Annotated in this window: 16 protein-coding genes and 1 tRNA gene; 6 read left to right on the top strand and 11 right to left on the bottom strand. The window is 43.6% G+C overall.

Translation table 11 applies throughout. The annotated features are described in order from the left end of the window. Nucleotides 1-121: 121 nt before the first annotated feature. A complete protein-coding gene (locus H6F42_RS07450) occupies nt 122-1,042 on the top strand; it encodes a tetratricopeptide repeat protein (protein ID WP_190398724.1) in 921 nt (306 codons plus the stop codon). A gap of 215 nt (nt 1,043-1,257) precedes the next feature. Next, a complete protein-coding gene (locus H6F42_RS07445; protein WP_190398723.1) occupies nt 1,258-2,157 on the top strand; it encodes an XDD3 family exosortase-dependent surface protein in 900 nt (299 codons plus the stop codon). A gap of 110 nt (nt 2,158-2,267) precedes the next feature. On the opposite strand, the gene H6F42_RS07440 is transcribed toward H6F42_RS07445, so the two are convergent. Further along, nucleotides 2,268-3,467, bottom strand: a complete 1,200-nt coding sequence (locus H6F42_RS07440) for a WD40 repeat domain-containing protein (protein ID WP_190398722.1) — start codon at nt 3,465-3,467, stop codon at nt 2,268-2,270. A gap of 134 nt (nt 3,468-3,601) precedes the next feature. On the opposite strand from H6F42_RS07440, the gene H6F42_RS07435 reads away from it, so the two are divergent. Next, the gene (locus tag H6F42_RS07435) at nt 3,602-5,824 is read left to right on the top strand and encodes a phosphoketolase (RefSeq protein WP_190398721.1); all 2,223 of its coding nucleotides are present in this window, start codon (nt 3,602-3,604) and stop codon (nt 5,822-5,824) included. 83 nt (nt 5,825-5,907) lie between these two features. Here H6F42_RS07435 and H6F42_RS07430 read toward each other — a convergent pair. The 6 genes from H6F42_RS07430 to H6F42_RS07405 form a co-directional block, all read right to left on the bottom strand. Then, nucleotides 5,908-5,981, bottom strand: a tRNA-Asp gene (locus H6F42_RS07430). A 397-nt stretch (nt 5,982-6,378) separates the two neighbouring features. Beyond that, entirely contained in the window at nt 6,379-7,062 is a 684-nt protein-coding gene (locus tag H6F42_RS07425) for a Crp/Fnr family transcriptional regulator (RefSeq protein ID WP_190398720.1), read from the bottom strand. Nucleotides 7,063-7,137: 75 nt separating this feature from the next. Then, the gene (gene fabI, locus H6F42_RS07420; RefSeq protein ID WP_190398760.1) at nt 7,138-7,914 is read right to left on the bottom strand and encodes an enoyl-ACP reductase FabI; all 777 of its coding nucleotides are present in this window, start codon (nt 7,912-7,914) and stop codon (nt 7,138-7,140) included. Nucleotides 7,915-7,987: 73 nt separating this feature from the next. After that, the gene (locus tag H6F42_RS07415; protein ID WP_190398719.1) at nt 7,988-8,263 is read right to left on the bottom strand and encodes a YggT family protein; all 276 of its coding nucleotides are present in this window, start codon (nt 8,261-8,263) and stop codon (nt 7,988-7,990) included. 160 nt (nt 8,264-8,423) lie between these two features. Then, a complete protein-coding gene (locus H6F42_RS07410) occupies nt 8,424-8,744 on the bottom strand; it encodes a hypothetical protein (protein ID WP_190398718.1) in 321 nt (106 codons plus the stop codon). 448 nt (nt 8,745-9,192) lie between these two features. Beyond that, nucleotides 9,193-10,029, bottom strand: coding sequence for a DUF928 domain-containing protein (locus tag H6F42_RS07405; RefSeq protein ID WP_190398717.1), 837 nt, complete (start codon nt 10,027-10,029; stop codon nt 9,193-9,195). 1,452 nt (nt 10,030-11,481) lie between these two features. Here H6F42_RS07405 and H6F42_RS07400 point away from each other — a divergent pair. The 3 genes from H6F42_RS07400 (at nt 11,482) to H6F42_RS07390 (ending at nt 13,426) form a co-directional block, all read left to right on the top strand. Continuing rightward, the gene (locus H6F42_RS07400; protein WP_277873829.1) at nt 11,482-12,492 is read left to right on the top strand and encodes an RNA polymerase sigma factor, RpoD/SigA family; all 1,011 of its coding nucleotides are present in this window, start codon (nt 11,482-11,484) and stop codon (nt 12,490-12,492) included. Nucleotides 12,493-12,627: 135 nt separating this feature from the next. Continuing rightward, entirely contained in the window at nt 12,628-12,978 is a 351-nt protein-coding gene (locus H6F42_RS07395) for an NAD(P)H-quinone oxidoreductase subunit M (RefSeq protein ID WP_190398716.1), read from the top strand. 37 nt (nt 12,979-13,015) lie between these two features. Beyond that, nucleotides 13,016-13,426 carry a DUF2996 domain-containing protein gene (locus H6F42_RS07390; protein WP_190398715.1) on the top strand — a complete coding sequence of 137 codons (411 nt, stop codon included), beginning with the start codon at nt 13,016-13,018 and terminating at the stop codon, nt 13,424-13,426. Nucleotides 13,427-13,529: 103 nt separating this feature from the next. Here H6F42_RS07390 and H6F42_RS07385 read toward each other — a convergent pair whose 3' ends face one another. From H6F42_RS07385 to H6F42_RS07370, 4 genes are all read right to left on the bottom strand, one after another. Further along, nucleotides 13,530-14,324, bottom strand: coding sequence for a hypothetical protein (locus H6F42_RS07385; RefSeq protein ID WP_190398714.1), 795 nt, complete (start codon nt 14,322-14,324; stop codon nt 13,530-13,532). 5 nt (nt 14,325-14,329) lie between these two features. Further along, nucleotides 14,330-16,210, bottom strand: coding sequence for a peptidoglycan-binding protein (locus H6F42_RS21840; RefSeq protein WP_190398713.1), 1,881 nt, complete (start codon nt 16,208-16,210; stop codon nt 14,330-14,332). Nucleotides 16,211-16,300: 90 nt separating this feature from the next. Next, nucleotides 16,301-17,380, bottom strand: coding sequence for a peptidoglycan-binding protein (locus H6F42_RS07375; RefSeq protein ID WP_190398712.1), 1,080 nt, complete (start codon nt 17,378-17,380; stop codon nt 16,301-16,303). A 187-nt stretch (nt 17,381-17,567) separates the two neighbouring features. Further along, the gene (locus H6F42_RS07370; protein ID WP_190398711.1) at nt 17,568-19,064 is read right to left on the bottom strand and encodes a DEAD/DEAH box helicase family protein; all 1,497 of its coding nucleotides are present in this window, start codon (nt 19,062-19,064) and stop codon (nt 17,568-17,570) included. Between the last annotated feature and the right edge of the window lie 74 nt (nt 19,065-19,138).

The raw sequence follows: 19,138 nt of genomic DNA, 5'->3' as shown, positions 1-19,138 counted from the left end.
GCAAGGTAAACCCCAAATAGTTTGTGAGACTGCGTCTCTTAGGGCGCAGTCTCACAAACTATTTGGGGGTAATATATAATATTTGGGCATTCGGCTGGCAATAACTCGAAATTTGATTTTTATGAAAGCAGTTTTGGCAGTTCTCGCGTCGGGCTTGGTTGTTAGTGCTTATGCTGATCTGGCGATCGCCCAGATGATCGCTCAGTTGCGCCAAAAGCCACCGCAAAAAGTACAGATTCAGCAAGAAATTGTTGTGCCACCCAATGAAACTGCCGATCAACTTTTGGAACGGGGTAATGCCTATGTACGGCTGGGAAATCTGGAAGGAGCAGTAGTAATTTTTCGGGCGGCGATTAAAAAAAATCCTGAATTGACGGCTGCACATTACAACCTTGGTTTAGCTCATGCTCAGGCGGGTAAATTAAAGGAAGCGATTCATTCTTTTCAAAGGGCTACGAGACTAGATCCCAAGTTTGCGATCGCCTATAGCAATTTAGGGGCTGCACAATTGCAGTCTGGAGATCCTAATCAAGCAATTCCCAATTTACAAAGAGCTGTTCGCCTTGATCCGAATCTATCTGTGGCTTACTACAATTTGGGGTTAGCACTAAAGGAAAAGAAAGATACGAATGGGGCGATCGCTAATCTTAATCAAGCTCTGAAACTCAATCCTCAATCCCCTGAAACCATTTATCACTTGGGGTTACTGTTTCAGACCCAAAGAGATGTTCCGAAGGCGATCGCTTATTACACTAGAGCCATCCAACTTAATCCTGAATATGCTGAGGCTTATTATAATTTGGGTGCGGCTTATCTAATTCAAGGACAAACAGAGCCAGCGATATCGCAATTACTTAAGGCGCAACAATTGCGAAAGGATTATGCAGAAGCTTTTTATACGATGGGTGTAGCACAGGCAAAGCTGGGTAAAAAGCAGGAAGCGATTCAGTCCTTTATCCAAGCGCAAGCCTATTTCAATCAGCAAAAAAATACGCAATGGGCGCAACAAAGCGATCGCCAGATTCAAAAATTACGTGGATAAAATAAAAAATATCCTAATTTTACAAGCTTTTATGGCGAGATAACTATTGAATAACCAGAGTAAAGGTTCGGAAATAACTTTCTGCTAACTTTGCCTAGATGACAAACTGATTGAAAAAGCTGACTATAAGAAGCATGAAAGGGATAGTTGAATAATTTCACTCAATTACCCAGTTCTATTTTTTATAGTATTTAGTCAGGTTTTAGGGAAGAGAGATGAAAAAGTCAGTTTTACAAAAAGTGCTTTCAGCAGTAGTAATTTCTTTAGGGGCGATCGCTTCTAGTCTCCCTGCACAGGCTGGGACAATCATCAGTGGTTGGAACTATGCTCGTGATGACTATTCCTATGATGGCTCTGGTCCCTCTGGATTTAATGCAGATAGTCGTTGGGATATTTATGGCGTTGGCTTTAAGACTGTAGGTAATGAAATTTGGGTTGGGATTAACTCAAGTAACTCCATAAATGGAGTCACCTACAACAATAATAACGTAGGTTTCGGAGATCTATTTTTAGACTTTAACAACCCTGTCTCTGGTAGCAGTTTTCAGGCTGCTCAAGGTTCTTTGGTTGGTGTTCGTTTTGCACCTAATGCTGATGGGATTGGTACAACCCCTCTAGGTGTTTACACTAATGTGACAGGTAAAAGTGTTGCGGGAAATAACAGTGGTTATCCCAATTTGAAAGACTATAACGATAGAGCAAAGAGTGCTACAGGTAGTGATTCCAGATTTGGCGATCTTTTATGGAGCAATCCTTACTATGCGCCCTACACAAGTGGCTCTCCCTCATTGCCTAATGTGATTGATTCTGGTACTAGGTTCAATAATGGCAATGTTCGTAACTTGAGTTCTTTAGAATTAGCTGATAGCTTGTTCCCTACTCAAATCAACTTGACTAGCAGCAACCCTAATACATTTGGTTTTGCCTTCACTTTGCCTGATAGCTATAAAGGTAAGCAGTTTTTGGCAACTTTAGGATTTGATTGCAGTAATGACACTGTCTCAGTCCGTCCTGTGCCTGTGCCTCCAGCGATCGCAGGTATTCTTGCCGCAGGAGCTTTAGGTGGATTGCGTGCTGTTAGACGCAAAAAGCAAAATAAAGCTGTTGAAGCTTAGTTTCATTTCTTACTGGCTAATCCGTAGTGAGCGTCATCCCCCCACTACTAACTCTTCTCTTTAAATAACACCTGAAAAAACTAAAAAAGTCGTGCGAAGCACGACTTTTTTTATGGCACACGCCAGATATGAATATTACTATCTTCGCCACCACTAACTAGTAATTGTCCATCTGGGCTAAGAGCGATCGCATTAATGAGATTGATATGTCCATTGAGAACTTGTAACAGTTCTCCTGTTTCTAAATTCCAAACCCGCATTTCTTTGTAACTAGAGCTGATCAGCGTCTTCCCATCACGACTAATAATGAGAGACTTCACCCAGCCCCAATGCCCTTCTAGGGTGCGGATCGCTTGACCAGTTTGGAGACTCCAAACCTTAATGCGCGTGTCCAAACTGCCGCTAACCAGAATCTTACCGTCGGGACTAATGGCAAAGGAGAGAACTCGCGCCGAATGTCCGATAAATTCCCATCGTAATTTTCCTGATAGTAAATCCCACACTTTAATAGACGTATCCCAACTACAGCTAGCGATCGCTTTGCCATCAGGACTTAGGGCAACGGAATCCACCAGACTCGTATGCCCCCGAAGGGTGTGGATTTCTTTGCCAGTTTTCAGGTTCCATAGCTTAATAGTTGTGTCTTGACTGCCAGTAACTAATATTTGTCCGTTAGGAGTTAAAGCCACCGAATTGACATAGCCGATATGTCCTGTCAGGGTAATTAACTCTTTGCCCGATCGCGCATCCCAAAGCTTAATTGTCTTATCGCGGCTACCACTGACCAGCAGTTTCCCGTTATTACTAAGTGCGATGGAATTCACCATATTATGATGTCCGTGTATCGTTCCTAGTTGCTTGCCCCTCTGACCATCGGTTCCTAAATCCCATACCTTAATGCTGAAATCGGCTCCTGCACTATAAAGAATTCTGCCATTAGGTGAAAGAGCAAGGGAGGCGATCGCATTGTGATGACCTTGCAGAGTATGCACAATATCAAATAACTGAAATTGGCTATATTGCTCAATCACTTGCTGAATATATGCTTCAGGTCTTCGCCATAGCAAAAGTAACGCGGACTTTTGGACTTTGACAGATTCATCCTGTAGGGCTTGCAAGATCAGATGGAGACCGTGTTCGCCATAGTGGAGAGCTTCTCTAAGGGCGGCGATTTTCTGGGCGATCGCAGGACTCTGGAGCCGCCGTTGCACTCCTTCAATTCCGCCCAAAACGAAACCACCTCTTGGGGGCGCGACCTGTCCACCGAGAACGGCATCCTGTGCTTTGGGTTGAATTTCATTTAAGGTCATTAAGATATCTTTGACAAGCTCGAGAGTCCTTCTACATACTAAAATGGCTATTAGAGAAAATTTCAACATTTCTTAATCTCTAATTGTTTCATAGTTAAATCTCTATTCTGGACAACTCAAAGGTCAACAAATCTATGGTCGCAACCCCTGACACCACAAACGTAGCCACTCCCGTCTTCAAAGATGACTTTCGCGAAGGCATTCAGTACTTTGGCGAACCGTTGGAGGGGTTCGACGAGCTAGGACGCAAACCTGTGCTTAGCCCAGAAAAGTCTGGTGTTACCGATCCCAGCGATCGCGCTGCCGTATTTCAAACCCTACTTGCTGCTGATGCGCTGCGTTATCTCACCTTACAAGTTACTGCCAGCAAAGCATCGGGACACCCCGGGGGATTTGCGAGCAGTGCTGAAGCCGTGGCTGCATTCTATATGCTTGGTCATAAAAATATGCCTACGGAAGTAGGACACCACGCCCCCGGTTACTATAGCGCCATGTTCCTCGATCGCTCCCTAGAGGATATGGGCATCAATACCGTTGCTCAAATGCGGGAAAGATTTCGCGAAAAGCATGGCTTACTAGGTCACCTATCTGGATATATTCCCGGAATTCTCGCTCCTGCGGGGCCCCTCGGACAAGGACAACATTTTGCGATGGCGGCGGCGCTCCTCCATCGGGACAAGCTTTTCCCTGTAACTTTTGGCGATGGTGGTCTTGGCGAACCCTATCCCATTAGCTCGATCGCCCATTTCCATACTGCCTATCCTGAAGTTACCAATTTTGTGCCGATCTTGGTATGGAATGGCTATAGCCAAGAGCATCACAGCATGGTTTCCACCAAAACTAATGCGGAAATGATTGCTTTCTGGAAAGGCAATGGATTTGATGAAGTAATTTTGGTAGATGCCAAAGACTTTGATGATCAAAATCAAACGGGAGCCTATGTAGATAGCACTGCCTTTTCCTTCAAGCAACGTCTAGCCTTTACCGAAGCCGTCTTAGTTGGTGTAGATAAAGCCACAAAACTTGCCTTTGGCGGTAAGCTCACCGTATTTATCATCAAACAACTCAAGGGGGCAGGCGTTCATGCCCGTGGCGCAAAATCCCATAACCTTTATGCCCATCACACCCTCGACAATCCTGACGTTGTAGCAGGTTTAAAATCGCGCGCGCTCAATCCTGAAGCATGGGAAACCGTTCGCACCAATTTGCAATGGGCTGGCGGCGGTTCCTCTTCTAAGACCGCAGTTACTGAGTCAGTATTGCCCCTAACTGATTTAGGTACTTTGCCCCTAGAAGAATATGCGATCGGTGAATCAAAAATTGCCACTACCTCCATGGGGCGATTGGTCGGATATGTCGGACAAACCGATAAGCGCTACCTCGTCACGAATGCCGATGGTAATGAAGCATCGGGAATTGCCAATATTAACCAAGTCCTCAAAATCAATCATCCTACGGTTGATGATCTCTACAACCAAGCTCCCGGAGGGCAGGTCTATGAACCCCTCAGCGAAGATGCCTGTGCAGGGCTTGCCGTGGGCTTAGCACTGATGGGTAGTCGTACTCTTTGGTGTTCCTATGAGTCCTTTGCGATTAATGGGCTTCCCATTTGGCAGACTGTGACTCAAGCGATGGCTGAGTTGCGCCGCCCTACCCCTGCCACTGTGTGTTTATTCACCGCAGGAGCCTTGGAGCAAGGTCGTAATGGCTGGACACACCAACGCCCAGAAATTGAGGGCTACTTTGCGTCAATGATGCGTAATGGCAATATATTTCCCCTATTTCCCCTTGACTCCAATAGCATTCAAATTTGCTATGACTGGGCTTTGCAAGCCGTTAATAAGGGCGTAGTGATTACGGCTAGTAAATCACCTCTACCGATTCGCACGACCTTCGAGCAGAATCGTCAAGCTCTGGAAACTGGCGCGATCGCTTTGCAAGAAATTGCAGGTAGCAAGAAAGTTGTGTTTGCGGTCATTGGCGACATGATGCTACTACCAGTGTACGAAGCCGCCCAAAAGCTTTCCGAGCAAGGTATTGGTTCTAAGATCGTCTCGATTGTTAGCCCTCGCCGCCTCTATCGGTCAACTGATGTCGCTTGGGACACCTGCTCTGAGCCAGATGGCAATTTCCTCAGTGATGCTGATTTTGAGGCAATGTTTGGTGGTGATGCGCTCATCGGTGTTGTTGGTGGTGCTTCGGCAATGCTTGAGCCTGTGATGCTCCGCAGCAACAGCAAGCGCGATGTTTTCTCATGGAAGCGTGGTGAAACTACCGCTTCGGCTAGTCAGTTGTTTGATTTCAATGGCATGAATGCTCAAGCCATTAGCGATCGGGCTAAGCAACTGCTAAGCTAAAAAAACAAAAAGGCGGCGCGTTGCGCCGCCTTTTTGTTTACATAAAAAAAGAGCTTGCCTTGCAAGCTCTTTTTTATTTTTAACGGGTCTGACGGGGCTCGAACCCGCAACTTCCGCCGTGACAGGGCGGTGCTCTAACCAATTGAACTACAGACCCAGATTTTGCTGGTTTTTGTTGTCTTTCCTTTCGGAATCGCTTTGGGATTGCGTTTTACTTTCCTTTATTTAAGCGATCCTTATTATCTATATCAACCAAGAATTTGTCAACACTTTAGTCAAATATTTTCTCGACAAGAACTTTATCAATGCCTTAAAAGTCAAAAAAGCCTTGACAAATATAGACTTTAAGAAAACAGCTTAATCATTTAAGCGAGCTTTTTAAAAAAGCGATCACCTGTACGAAAATATCGCTTGGGGCATCGTCATAAGTAAAAAAATAGGATGGTTAATAACCATCCTATTTTTTATCTACTCCCTTCCCACCCAAGAATCAGCTATGCGGCGCTTCGCGCCGCATAGCTGATTCTTGGGTGGGAAGGGAGTAACAATTTTATTTAGCGAAAAGTTGCTAACTGAGCCATTTGTTTGTCATTAGTAATGCTCATGACTTGGCGCTTAGGATCGATCGCAATCCAACCCTTTTCCTTTAATTTTTCCAAAACCTTGCTAGTGTCTTCAGGATTTACCTCTGATAGATCGGCAATATCTTGAATTGGCAGACAGTAAATATCAATACCTGCCTCCGTTTTCACCCCATAAGTATCTGCTAAACCCATCAAAATATTCGCAATTCTTACCGCAGGCACTTGTTGCCTAAGTTGAATCCGTTGATTAGTTTTGCGTAAGCGACGCACCATTAACTGGAGCATTCGATGATGCAATTGAGGATCTTTGAATAAAAATTGAATAAACTTTTGGGCGGGAATGCTTAGCACCCGCACTGACGTAAAAGCTACCACATCTGTAGAACGGGGTGACTCATCAAGAATTGCCATTTCACCGAAAAAGTCACCATTGCCAAGTACTGCCAGAGTGGTAGCATCCTGACTTCGCAGAAATCTTACTTTCAGCCAACCCGAGAGGATGAAATATACGGCATTGCCCCAAGCATCCTCCATGAGTACGGCTCGTCCCGCAGGATAGTCTCGTTCTACAGCTTCGGCGAGCAGCCATTCCAAAGTTTCGACACTCGCAGCATCAAACAGAGGAAAAAGCTCTTTGAAAATATCCGTTTGCATGGGAATTTTTAAAAGACTGATCTTGTAAGTAAGAGGTTAGCGATCGCTATTGTTAACTACTAAAGTTATGGTGATTTAAACACCCATAACTTCATAGCCAGAATCTACATAGATAATTTGCCCAGTTATAGCGCTAGACAAATCGCTACCCAAGAAGGTTGCTACATTTCCCACATCTTCCGTCGTAACGAGGCGACGTAGAGGAGAACTCTCTTCGTAATGATGTAACATTTTGTGAATATCACCGATCGCCGAAGAAGCAAGCGTACGAATTGTGCCAGAGGAGATCCCATTGACGCGAATATTATTCGGACCCATATCTGAAGCTAAATAACGCACATTCATTTCCAGAGCTGCTTTGGCAATTCCCATCACATTATAATTAGGAATAACCTTGACCCCCCCAATGTAAGTCAGGGTGATCACACTGCCACCATCTTTCATCAAGGGCTTTGCGGCACGACATAAATGAATTAATGAGTAAGCACTCACATCAAGCGCTAACTGAAAACCTGCGCGGGAAATATCTGTAAAGTTGCCAGACAAGTCTTCTTTGTTAGCAAAGGCAAGACAATGCACCAAAATATCAATCTTTTCCCATTTTTCTGCTACAGAAGCGAAAAGGGAATCAACCTGTGCATCATCTTGAACATTACAAGGCAACAAAAAATCTGGAGTCAGAGGCTCAGTTAACTCAGCAACCTTACCTTTATTGCGATCGCGATCGTCTGGCAAATAAGTTACACCTAGCTTTGCACCAGCTTGGTGTAACTTTTGGGCGATACCCCAAGCGATCGAGCGATTATTGGCAATTCCTGTCACAAGAGCAGTTTTCCCGCTCAAATCTAACAAACCCGTCATGTATATTTCCTAACGTGAACCTAGTCTAAATAAGCTTTAAGTCAAGCTTACCTTAAAAGCCCATTTAAAAGCCCATACTTGCGCTTGCTGCCAATGGAGCAAGGGCGCGTTGTAAAAAACTTAGAGCCAGAAAAGCTAACATTGGCGAGAAATCCATGCCGCCCAGTGGGGGGATAATTGAGCGAAATAGATTGAGATAGGGATCGGTAATTTGACTAAGGGCTGCAAAAGGCTGATTGTACCAATCAATATTGGGGAACCAAGTTAAAAGGACTCGGATGAATAGTAATCCCAAATAAATTGAGATAAATGAACTTACCGTACCAAGAATAACTGCCATAGGGTTTTGTTAGGTTATAGAACAATTTGAGGAATTAGATACCATAATTCTACTGAATGCCGTAGAAATCGGTCTAATCAAATAGACGGAAAGATCTTCGAGTTATGCATCTAGCAGATTTGACAAAGACGACACCCGCGCCACATCTGCCAGAATCTAATTACTTATTATCGTCGGCATTTAAATCGCGCAATGCTTCTACAGATGTTTGCTTGCGACCATTTTTGCCTTCGGCAAGAGATAGTTCTTGGCTGACTGAGTCGATCGCTGCATTAAGTTGGGCGATTTTCTTTTCGAGATTCCGACGGGCAAAATCACTAGAGTTATGAGGCTTATCTAGAAGGGGATCGCCATCGGATTGGCGATCAATCGTCTCATCTTCAGGTTCACTGAGTTTAATCGCTACTAAAGCGCCAACTACGCCGCCAATTGCAGCCCCAAAGAGAAAGCCTCCCCAAAAATTACTTGAATTATCTGCCATAGCTTTGCCTTAACGATCTCAACAACCTTAAAAATAGCGAGACTTTTGGGTCATCATATCATTTTGCTCTGTTGTATAAGTATCTGAGCGCAATTAAAAACAAAACTAAAAGCTGTGGCGCACGCGCAGCGTGCGCCACAGCTTTTAGTTTTGTTTTTTTAAGTAGGTAGGCAGAATTAAAAAACAAAAAACGCAAAGAAGCTGATTTACTTGCTAAGTTGGCAAGTAAATCAGCTTCTTTGCGGGAGTTTCTATTAATCTAATTGAGTGGTGACTCAATTTCTATAGCAAAGTAAGAGTTAGCTAGTACAAACCAAAACCCAAAAAGCGAGTTGCGGCGCGAAGCCCCGCAACTCGCTTTTTGGGTTTTATGTCCTAAGCAAAACTTACATTGCTATAAAAAACAAGTCTAAAAAACAGGGAAGAGAGTTTAGTATCTCCCTGTTTTTTAGGGGCGAATTTTAGGCTGTAGGGCAATAGAGGTAGCACTTTTACTTTGATCAAGCTTAGACAATAGTTTGACAATATTACCTTGCTGCTCTTTGCTAAAGGCGGAGTGATTTTTAAATCCTTCTGTTAGTAAATCGCTTCGCTCCTTGCGAGCAATTTCGTCTTTTGGATTAAGAGATAACCAACTTGTATAAGCATCGATTGCATCATACCAGTATGCATTTTTTGCATAAATCCGTGCTTTTTCTAACTCATTCTTTGTCCCAGCGATCGCCTTTAATATCACTGGGTCATTATCACGACGGACAATGGCATTAAGATCGATCTGCAAGCCATTACTAAGTATGTTCCAGCGAATTTGCATACGTTGGGCTTTGCCTGTAACTAACTCAGGGGCTGTCTCAGGCAGTGTAAACTTATACAGACCACCAATTTGTTCTGCCTCACCTTCAACTACATAAATCGGTTTTGCTGCTTGAATATTGCTGTCCCGTAAAAAGAACTTGATTTTAAAGGTGCTTTTGCTTTCTTCGACTTTGGACGAAGTGTTACTTGTAGAGGGAGAAGGTGTGGGAGCAATGTACCAATATAAGGTTGGTCTAGCGGACAAAGTTTTTGCCCCATCTTCAGGAACTAGCATTGTAATTTGTGGCAAATTATCGGTAGTCCTTGTTGCGCCTCCCGTTCCTGCGGATTTGGGTAACCCCAACCCATATTGAGCCGAAGCTGACGATACAAAGCTAAACATGCTTGCTATAGGCGCTAAACAAACTGTACTTAGACAAATTGCACCTACGGCGATCGCTTTTTGAGCGGAAATCCTAGTTGAAGTCATTGTTGTAATGATCCAAGTTATATTTACTAGTCTCAGCAGAGAATACTATCAGCTCTACTCTAGACCTATTATGATTTTAGGTCGCAGACTTGGGTAAATAAGTTCCTTGTCTATAAGAATCTTTATATTTAACGGCTCATGCCTCCTCCCTTCCCACCCAAGGATTAGCGTGCAACGCTAATCCTTGGGTTTTAATGTCTGTTTTTATACTGGGAAAGGAGCCTCAATGTTGGCTGAAGTTTGCGAGATTAAAATTACTTGAATGTTATCAATATAGATTTATAAATATAGCAATGTAAGTTTTGCTTAGGACATAAAACCCAAAAAGCGAGTTGCGGCGCTTCGCGCCGCAACTCGCTTTTTGGGTTTTGGTTGGTACTAGCTAACTCTTGGTTTGCTATAGCTAAATTTCAAGGAGATGTGATTTATCTATTTCTCTCTTTGACTTCACCCAAATGAGTGAATACATTTTTTTGTTTTTCTGAGAACTTAGGATTGTCAGAATATACAAATCATACAAAAGCAACATTTGTGACAGTTCTTTCTCAAACTAACAAATAGAATTTGCTACTAAATTTTGAAGAAGGCTTTATAAGATTCTTAAGCAAAACTAAAGATAAATACTAGTAATTGCAGGGAATAATTATGGTGGAAATTTGTTTAATAGATTATCTGTCTAGGTAAAAACTTTCAGGCGTTTCTGAAAATATAAGTAGTGGGAACCTCGAAATTTATAATGTCGTCTTACCTAGTCTTGCAGTCATTACTAGAATCTGAACATTATGTTTTGAGGAGTTACTGGGACTTTTTAAGACTAGTGCTTATTTCACTCAATACTGCTTGACTATTCTAGTAAATCAACATTTTGAGATTTCAGGATTTTCTTTCTTTAAGTTTGTATCTGCTTTTATTTGCATTCTGAGACATTTATTTTCTTCAAGTTTTGCTACTGTCTGGATTTTAACTAAGGCAGATTAAGACAGGTTTTTTATAGCTGCTTTGAAAAGATAAATTGTGGTTTATGGCTGATATTGAGATTTAAGGCTTTTTAATTACATTATCACTAACCTGATGAAGGTTTCGCCCATCAAATCCATGTCATTATCCATTGTCTCAATGAGTGTAAATACTTAGTCAAACAAAGTCTAAATCCTTAGAGGGATAGTGATAGCCGCCCTTTGACTTTTTTAGTTGATTTGTAATAATATGTAATTCCAGACGCAAGAGTTTAAAAGGTTAACCTTGTATTATACAAAATAGCCTTACGCCTAACGACGGATTGACAGGCTATTTTTACAAAACTTAGAGATAGTGAATTTTAGCTGTTAAGCTTGTGAATTTACGTTTCTAATAGCAATTAACTTAGCTCTTCATCAAGTCTTTTTGGTCTTAGCTTTCTGGTCTTGGAGAAGCACTCTTGAAAAACGCTTAGTTTAAAACATTAGGAGCGATATGTCTGAAGAACCATTGACCCATACCACATCACATCCAGTGGATAGGCAAGCTAACAAGCAGGTCGGTCTGTCTGCTGACATGGTTCGCACGTATTTGCATGAAATTGGTAAGATTCCTTTGCTCAGTAATGAAGAGGAAATTATTTATGGCAAGCAAGTGCAGCAGATGATGGTGCTGTTTGAAGCGCAAGAAAAAATTGCCCAAACTAGCGATCGCTTACCGACTGAACAAGAGTGGGCTGAAGATTTAGGGATTAGTCCTGAGAATTTGCATAGCATTATTCGTATTGGTACGAGAGCTAAACGCAAAATGATTGAGGCTAATCTCCGCTTAGTGGTCTCCGTTGCGAAAAAATATCAAAAGCGCAATTTAGAACTTCTTGATTTAGTACAGGAGGGTACTCTTGGATTAGAAAGAGCAGTAGATAAGTTTGATCCGACCAAGGGATTTAAATTTTCAACCTATGCTTATTGGTGGATTCGTCAAGCGATTACCAGAGCGATCGCTCAGCAAGCGAGAACAATTCGCTTGCCAGTACATATTACGGAAAAGCTTAATAAGATTAAAAAAGCTCAACGTCAGCTTTCCCAAGATCTGGGAAGGGTGGCGACGGTTGCCGAGATTGCCTATGAGCTAAATATTAAGACTGAGCAAGTGCGCGAATGTTTGTCATTATCGCGCCAGCCAATTTCTCTCGATCTGAGAATTGGTGATAACCAAGACACGGAGCTTGCGGAGCTTTTAGAAGATACTGGACGTTCACCTGATATCTATGTTGAGCGTGAGTCTTTACGCACGGATATTCAGAGTTTGCTCAAGGAATTACCTGAAAAGCAACGCCAAGTTATGGTCTTGCGCTATGGTCTAGACGATGGACAGGAAATGTCCTTGGCTAGCATCAGCAAACGTATGGATCTTAGTCGTGAGCAGGTCAGACAGTTGGAGCGTCAAGCGATGGATTATCTGCGGAAGCGCAAAGCGAGGATGCAGGAATATTTAGCTAGCTAAAATCAAAGAAGGGACGCGGCGCGTCCCTTCTTTGGTTATGTATAGATAAATTGTTTGGTTGGTAAGCCTTAAAAGTTTGCAATAATCTTAAAATTAGTTCTTAGATAGTTAATTTACTAACCCCACAAAATCTCTATGCCGCTCAAATCTACAACCCGTCACATTCAGATTTATGCTGCCATTGTGGATGAGCAGAACGATGAACTCATCGATAGTGAAAATATATTGACCTTAGATGTTGATCCAGACAATGAACTGAACTGGACTGATGGCGCTTTACAAAAGGTATATCACAAGTTTGATGAGCTTGTAGCTGAGTACAAAGGTGCTGATCTAACTGATTACAACTTGCGTCGGATTGGTTCTGATTTGGAGCATTTTGTGCGATCGCTATTGCAGCAAGGCGAAGTTACTTACAATCTCAATCATCGATCGCTTAACTACAGTATGGGCTTACCCCAGATCGTCAATACTGAAGCTCAATAGGTCGATATCCTGAATTCATTTAGTACTAACAAAATTTATGTCTGAAACTACTGCTTCAAATTCTGAGCAGGTAAAGGAGAAGCCTGCTGCTAAACCTAAAGCTGAAAAGCCCCCTGCGATCGAAGAACTACCTTTTGATGAATTTATTTCTACCCATTATTTGCCTGCACTGAATAAGGCTTTTGGTAAGCAAGGCGTGAGTGATTTGCAGCTAGGGTTTAATAACTCTCAGGTGCGTGGTGTGTGGGCGCAAGGGCTACGTCAATTTACTGTGTATTTTTCTAAGTCGGATATCAATGCTCAGAAGGCTTTTTCCTGTGCCGATGCAGGGCGATCGCCTAGTACAATGGAGCCATTTTTGATCGATGAGCGCAAAGCTCCTCTCGATTTGCTGGTATTTGGAGTAATTCAACGGTTGACAGCCCAAAAGTGGCTAACAGCTAATTAGGCTAAGTCGCTAAAATTCTAAAAGCTGTGGCTTATGCTCTGCGTGCGTCACAGCTTTTTTCTTTGCCTAAAAAGCCATAAAAAAGGGCGCGAAGCGCCCTTTTTTATGGCTTTTTAGGTACGATAACTGGCATACCATTTTGGATTTCAATTTTCATGCCAAGCTTATCCACCTCCTTAGCTACGATATTGATCGTTTTCTTGTCAGTCGCATTTTGCAAAACCACAGCCCAAGCACCGATCTGAGCTTTAGAAAGATCGCGATCTTCTTCGAGCCACTTTGCAGACTGGCGAGATAAATCTGCAATTAGTGGGGTATCTTGTGGGGCTTTGCCTGTATATGTTGCTTGATCTGCCCAATCTGCTGCTTTGAGGTAGGACTCTCTGGCTCCTTTCGCATCACCCAAAAAGAGTAATTGATCGGTGGCTTTGTATCGCCAAACTATATAGGATTTTGGCTGTAAGGTAGGATTGAGGGACTGTAAACCCTTCGAGTAAATGCTGATCGCTTCGCTAGGAAGTGCTGCAAACATGGATACGCTTGCAGACATATATATATAACTACTCAGAAATCTGGGGTCGCGTTCAATGATATTGGCAAAATATAGGGGGCTAAGGCTATAGCCAGTTTGAAAATTATTTCTGGAAATGTCATCACCAAAATATTGCAAAAATTGCAAGAATGCAAAATTAGCAATCATATTATTCAAACCTAGACCGCGTGCAGGTAATTGGCGAATTAGCTTTAATCGAGCTTCTTCTTCTCTAACTCCTTTGCGCGTATCTTCTAGGGTTTGTCCATGTAAACGTTGATTTAGTCTGGGAAATTGCAAACTGAGAGCAATGGCAGCAAAGACTGCGATCGCTCCCAAGTTAATCGCAAGATTACGGAACCGCATCGGACTTAGTTGCCTTCAGAAATGAATGTATCTTTACTAAGACTATCAATCAATTTATTGCTTGGGGAGCCATCGGCTGGATTAATTGTGTAAAAATTTTGCGCTCTAATGATCGCGTTACGGGTTTCGCCTGTTAGCGCACCATCGGTTTTACCATTGTAAAAACCACGTTTTGCGAGTAGACGCTGCAACTCTAGGACTTGAGCATCGCTAGCACTAGCCTGTGGTTGGGCGGGAGTCGCGGCTGGTGCGGGAGTCGCGGGTGTTACGGTAGCTTGTGGGGTAGCAGTGGCTTGAGGTGTAGGTTTGGGCTGTGCTGTTGCCTGTGGCTGGGCAGGCGGAGTGGTCGCCTGTGGTTGGGGAGTAGGAGCAGCTTGGGGTTGAACCCGAATCTGGGGTTGAAGTTCAGGTTGGGGGGGGGCTGCTGGTGTTTGAGGTTTGGGTTCTACGCGAACGGTCGGGGTGCTATTTTTTGTAGCAATTGACTGTCGGGGTGCGCCTGATTCCAGAGCGGCAATAGTTTGAGCGCCTGCAATGCCATCCGCCTTTAAGCCATAGGCTTTTTGGGCAACCATGATGGCTTCTTTAGTTCTTGGCCCCAAGAAACCAGTGACCGGTCCATTGTAAAAACCGCGATCGGCTAATAGATTTTGCAAATTTGCCACACCATCATCATTAACTGCCTTATCTGGAGTCTTAGCGGATGTGCTTGGTTTGGGAGTTGATGACGATACTTTTGTGTCTGACTGCAAAGCCGCTAAAGTCTGTGCGCCTGCAATGCCGTCACTGGTTAATCCATAGAATTTCTGAGCTGCAATAATTGCGTTATTGGTTTGCGCTCCCTTAACGCCATCGATCGCCCCATTATAAAAACCACGCTTAGCGAGGAGTTGCTGTAATGTGACTAGGTCTTTATCACTTGTCTTTGCCTCCGTCCTATTTGCCTCAGCTTTATCAGTGGTCTTCCGAGTAGTCTCGCTGTTTCTGGTGGCAATATTAACTTTGCTGCCATCGGACTCTAAAGCCGCAAGGGTTTGAGCGCCTGCAATGCCATCGGTAGCTAAGCCATATTGTTTCTGAGCAGCGAGAATCGCATTTTTAGTTTGGTCTCCCTTAATGCCATCGATCGCCCCATTGTAAAAGCCACGCTTGCTGAGCAATTCCTGTAGGTTGGCAACCTCTGGGCTTCTTGTAGTTGGAGAAGTTGAGGAAGTCGTACTTGTATCGCTGATGGGCTTGATCGTTGCTTTGCCATCGGACTCTAGAGCCGCTAGGGTTTGAGAACCAGCAATGCCATCAGGGACTAGATTATAGGCTTTTTGGGCAGCAATAATGGCGGCACGGGTTTGATTGCCCATAATGCCATCCACAGCACCGTTATAAAACCCGCGATCTGCCAACAACTTTTGGAGGTTCATCACGGTGGATGAGGCGGGAGCCGTTTCTTTGAGGGCGGTTTTATCTTTGATTTCTAGACTGGAAGTACCGCCATTCTCTAAGGCGGCGATCGTCTGACCACCTGCAATCCCATCAGTGTTGAGTCCATAGGTTTTTTGGGCGCGAAGAATTGCATTTTTAGTAGAAGCACCTGCTACACCATCGATCGCTCCCGGATCGAAGCCATTTTTGGCAAGCAAAGACTGGACATATTTCACATTCTGAGAAGGCGTAACTGCGGCTATGGCTGTAAGTGTGGAACCTAAGCCCACAAGTATGGTTGTCCCCGCCAAAATAAAGTTAAAACTTAGTTTGACTGATTTTGTCATTAAGCCTTGAAGCCAAGCTTGAAAAGACGAATTAATCGTAGTGCTGCTAACTTCACTATCGGGGGCGATCGCTTCACCAGCATGGACTAGTTCTTCTTGAATGTAAGCTAAGAGTTCCATAATTGATACCTTGGGAGAATTGAAGAAAAAATTGAAAGTTGAATAAGAGAAATTGATTAGTTAAGTCGGTAATGACTGAGAATATCGGGCTTACCTAGGGGCATAGGCTTGAGAATTAGGGAGAACATTTCGCGGACTAGGACGGATATCTTGGCTACTGGGGCTGTTTTGAATGTTCTGAACATTGTTTCTATTGCGGTCTTGGGATTTCATTCTCAAGATTAAGTCTGGATTAGGTTCTCCTGTAACGGCTTGCCCATAGGCAATTTGGGCTTTTACGATGCTGGCTCTTGTGTAAATGTCGTAAATACCATTAAGTTCTCCTTCATAAAAGCCTCTTTCCTGAAGAAGGGTTTGGATATCCTTAACTTCCTTGGCAGATGGTTCGAGATCTAGGGATGGTTGGGTTAATACTTGGTCGTTACCTCCTGCTAATAAAGCTCTAATTGTCCAAGGGCCCGCAAATCCATCGACATTTAATCCATAAGCTTGTTGCGCTTTTTGAATCGCTTGAGTTGTTTCGGTGTCTACTCGACCATCAACTTCACCCTGATAAAATCCCCGTTGTTTTAAGAGGATTTGTAAATTACCGATTTCTTCGCTATTGCCTGTTTGGTTGATAAGTAAACGGGCATTTTTTCGGGGATAAATTTGATAGGTGGTGTTATTTTGGGGTTCGCTAGAGGATCGGGTGAAGATTCTTGACGCTTGGGTATTTTCGGTTTGCCTTGGAGTCTGGCGTAATAGGCTTAAAGTTCTCTCCCCGGGAATACCGTCAACTACGAGATTATTTTGCAATTTTTGAAATTCTATGACTGCTTGCTTTGTATGTGTGCCGTAGACTCCATCAATTTGCCCAACGGAAAAGCCCTGTTGAGTAAGTAACGATTGAACCTCTAAAACATAATTGGTATCACAGAGATAGAGATTGTTACACCAAGGCGCAACGTTTACTGATGGCTCTAGAGCGATCGCTGCCTGTGCGGATTTATCGAAGTTAAAGCTTAATCCTGTGAAACTGGTCGCAGCGATCGCTGACAGCAAGCAAGCTTGCCATTTTCTTGGAGATAGCTCAATGGGGAGATTGAAACCAATTAGATCGGTATCTAATTGATCGTTTTGAGCTTGCTCATAAGCCAAAGCATCATATATATAGGCTGCAAGTTCCATAGCTGCTACCAGTGATATTGCTATCTAAACTTTTGCTATCCAACTTATTTTAAACGATTTTTTCTGGCTTCTCACGGCAAAAAGTAGATAACGCTCGAAAACGCAAAAGAGAGTTGTCTTTAAACTATACAAATCTACACATTGGCGATAGCGAATAAGCCTAAGAATGGCTATGCCATTCTTAGGCTTATTCGCTATCTTTGGGTGATTCGGCGGCTCTTAGTGGTTGTTTGGTGATCTCTTCGGAATACTTAACGCCGATTTTGATGACTTTAGAGTTAGCCTCTGGAGATGCTAATTCCTCAGAAGGCGATCGCCTATTGCCGCGACGACGTGCCGAAGTCCTCTCTTCGCTCGTATCTTCGGTCACAACTTCGTAGAGAATTGCTTGTTTATTTAAGTCACTGCCCCGCCGTAGTACGCGCCCCAAGCGTTGAATATATTCACGGGCGGAACCTGTACCTGATAGGAGGATGGCAATACGAGCATCGGGGACATCGACTCCTTCATTAAGGACATGGGAGGCGGCTAAGGCTTTGTACTTTCCTTCGCGAAAATAGGTCAGGATTTCGTGGCGTTCTTTGACTGGAGTTTGGTGGGTCAGGGCAGGAATTAATAGATCTTGAGAGATGCGATAAACCTTAGCATTGTCGTTGGTGAAAATGAGAATCCGTTCGGGAAAATGCTGAGCGAGGAGGTTGGTTAAAACTCGCAATTTTGCCTCTGTCCCTAGGGATAATTCCTTTGATTCGCGATGAGCAAGCATGGCTCGCCGACCTGCTTGCGATCGCGCACTGGCTTGAACAAATCTTTGCCAACCTTCGAGACTGCCGAGGGAGATTTTTGCTTCTTTGAGAAATTGATTGCGAACTTGGAGCAGAGCATCATAGCGATCGCGTTCATGGTCAGAGAGGGAAACTTTGATTTGGACGATGGTGTGTTCGGCGATCGCTTGACCAGCCAAATCTTCGACGGATTTGCGATAGACCTCTTCACCAATTAATAATTCGAGGTCACTATGTTTGCCATCGCTGCGTTCGGGTGTGGCGGTCAGTCCTAAACGATAGGGCGCGATCGCATATTCGGCGATAACCCGATTGAAGTCCGTCGGTAAATGATGACATTCATCAAAAATAATTAGTCCATAGAGATTGCCTAGCGCCTCAGCTTGGATGGCGGCACTATCGTAGGTAGCAACTAAAATGGCTGTGCGATCGCGAGATCCGCCACCTAATAAACCCACTTCGACATCAGGAAAAGCCGCCAGCAATTGGGCATACCATTGATGCATCAAATCAAGGGTCGGCACAACTATTAAAGTACTGCGATTGGTGACTTGCATCGCTAGCTGTGCCAAATAGCTTTTGCCTGCGGCGGTAGGCAAAACTACTACTCCCTGTTTACCAACTTTTTGCCATGCTGTTAGTGCTTCACTTTGGTGGGGATATGGCTCCATGTGGGTATGAGCCTTTAAAGGAATTTCACTATATTTTCTCGCCTTGTCCTCTATGCTTATTCCCTCCGATCGCAAGGTCAAAATTAATTCGCGATAGTGATGGGCAGGTATCCGAAATTTCTCAATGCGATCGTCCCATGTGGCAAACTCGATCCATGCTTTGCCTTTGGGGGGTGGATGGAGAATTAATGTACCGCGATCATAGGTGAGTTGAGGAATACGAGCCATGTAATCAGGTTTATGAGCTAATTTGGCAACTAATTTGCAAACTAATTTGTAAATTAATATTTTTTTGGGAACAG

The organism is Pseudanabaena sp. FACHB-1998 (genome assembly GCF_014696355.1).
Classification (GTDB): Bacteria; Cyanobacteriota; Cyanobacteriia; order Pseudanabaenales; family Pseudanabaenaceae; genus Pseudanabaena.
This window is presented reverse-complemented; position numbering and strand designations above follow the sequence as displayed.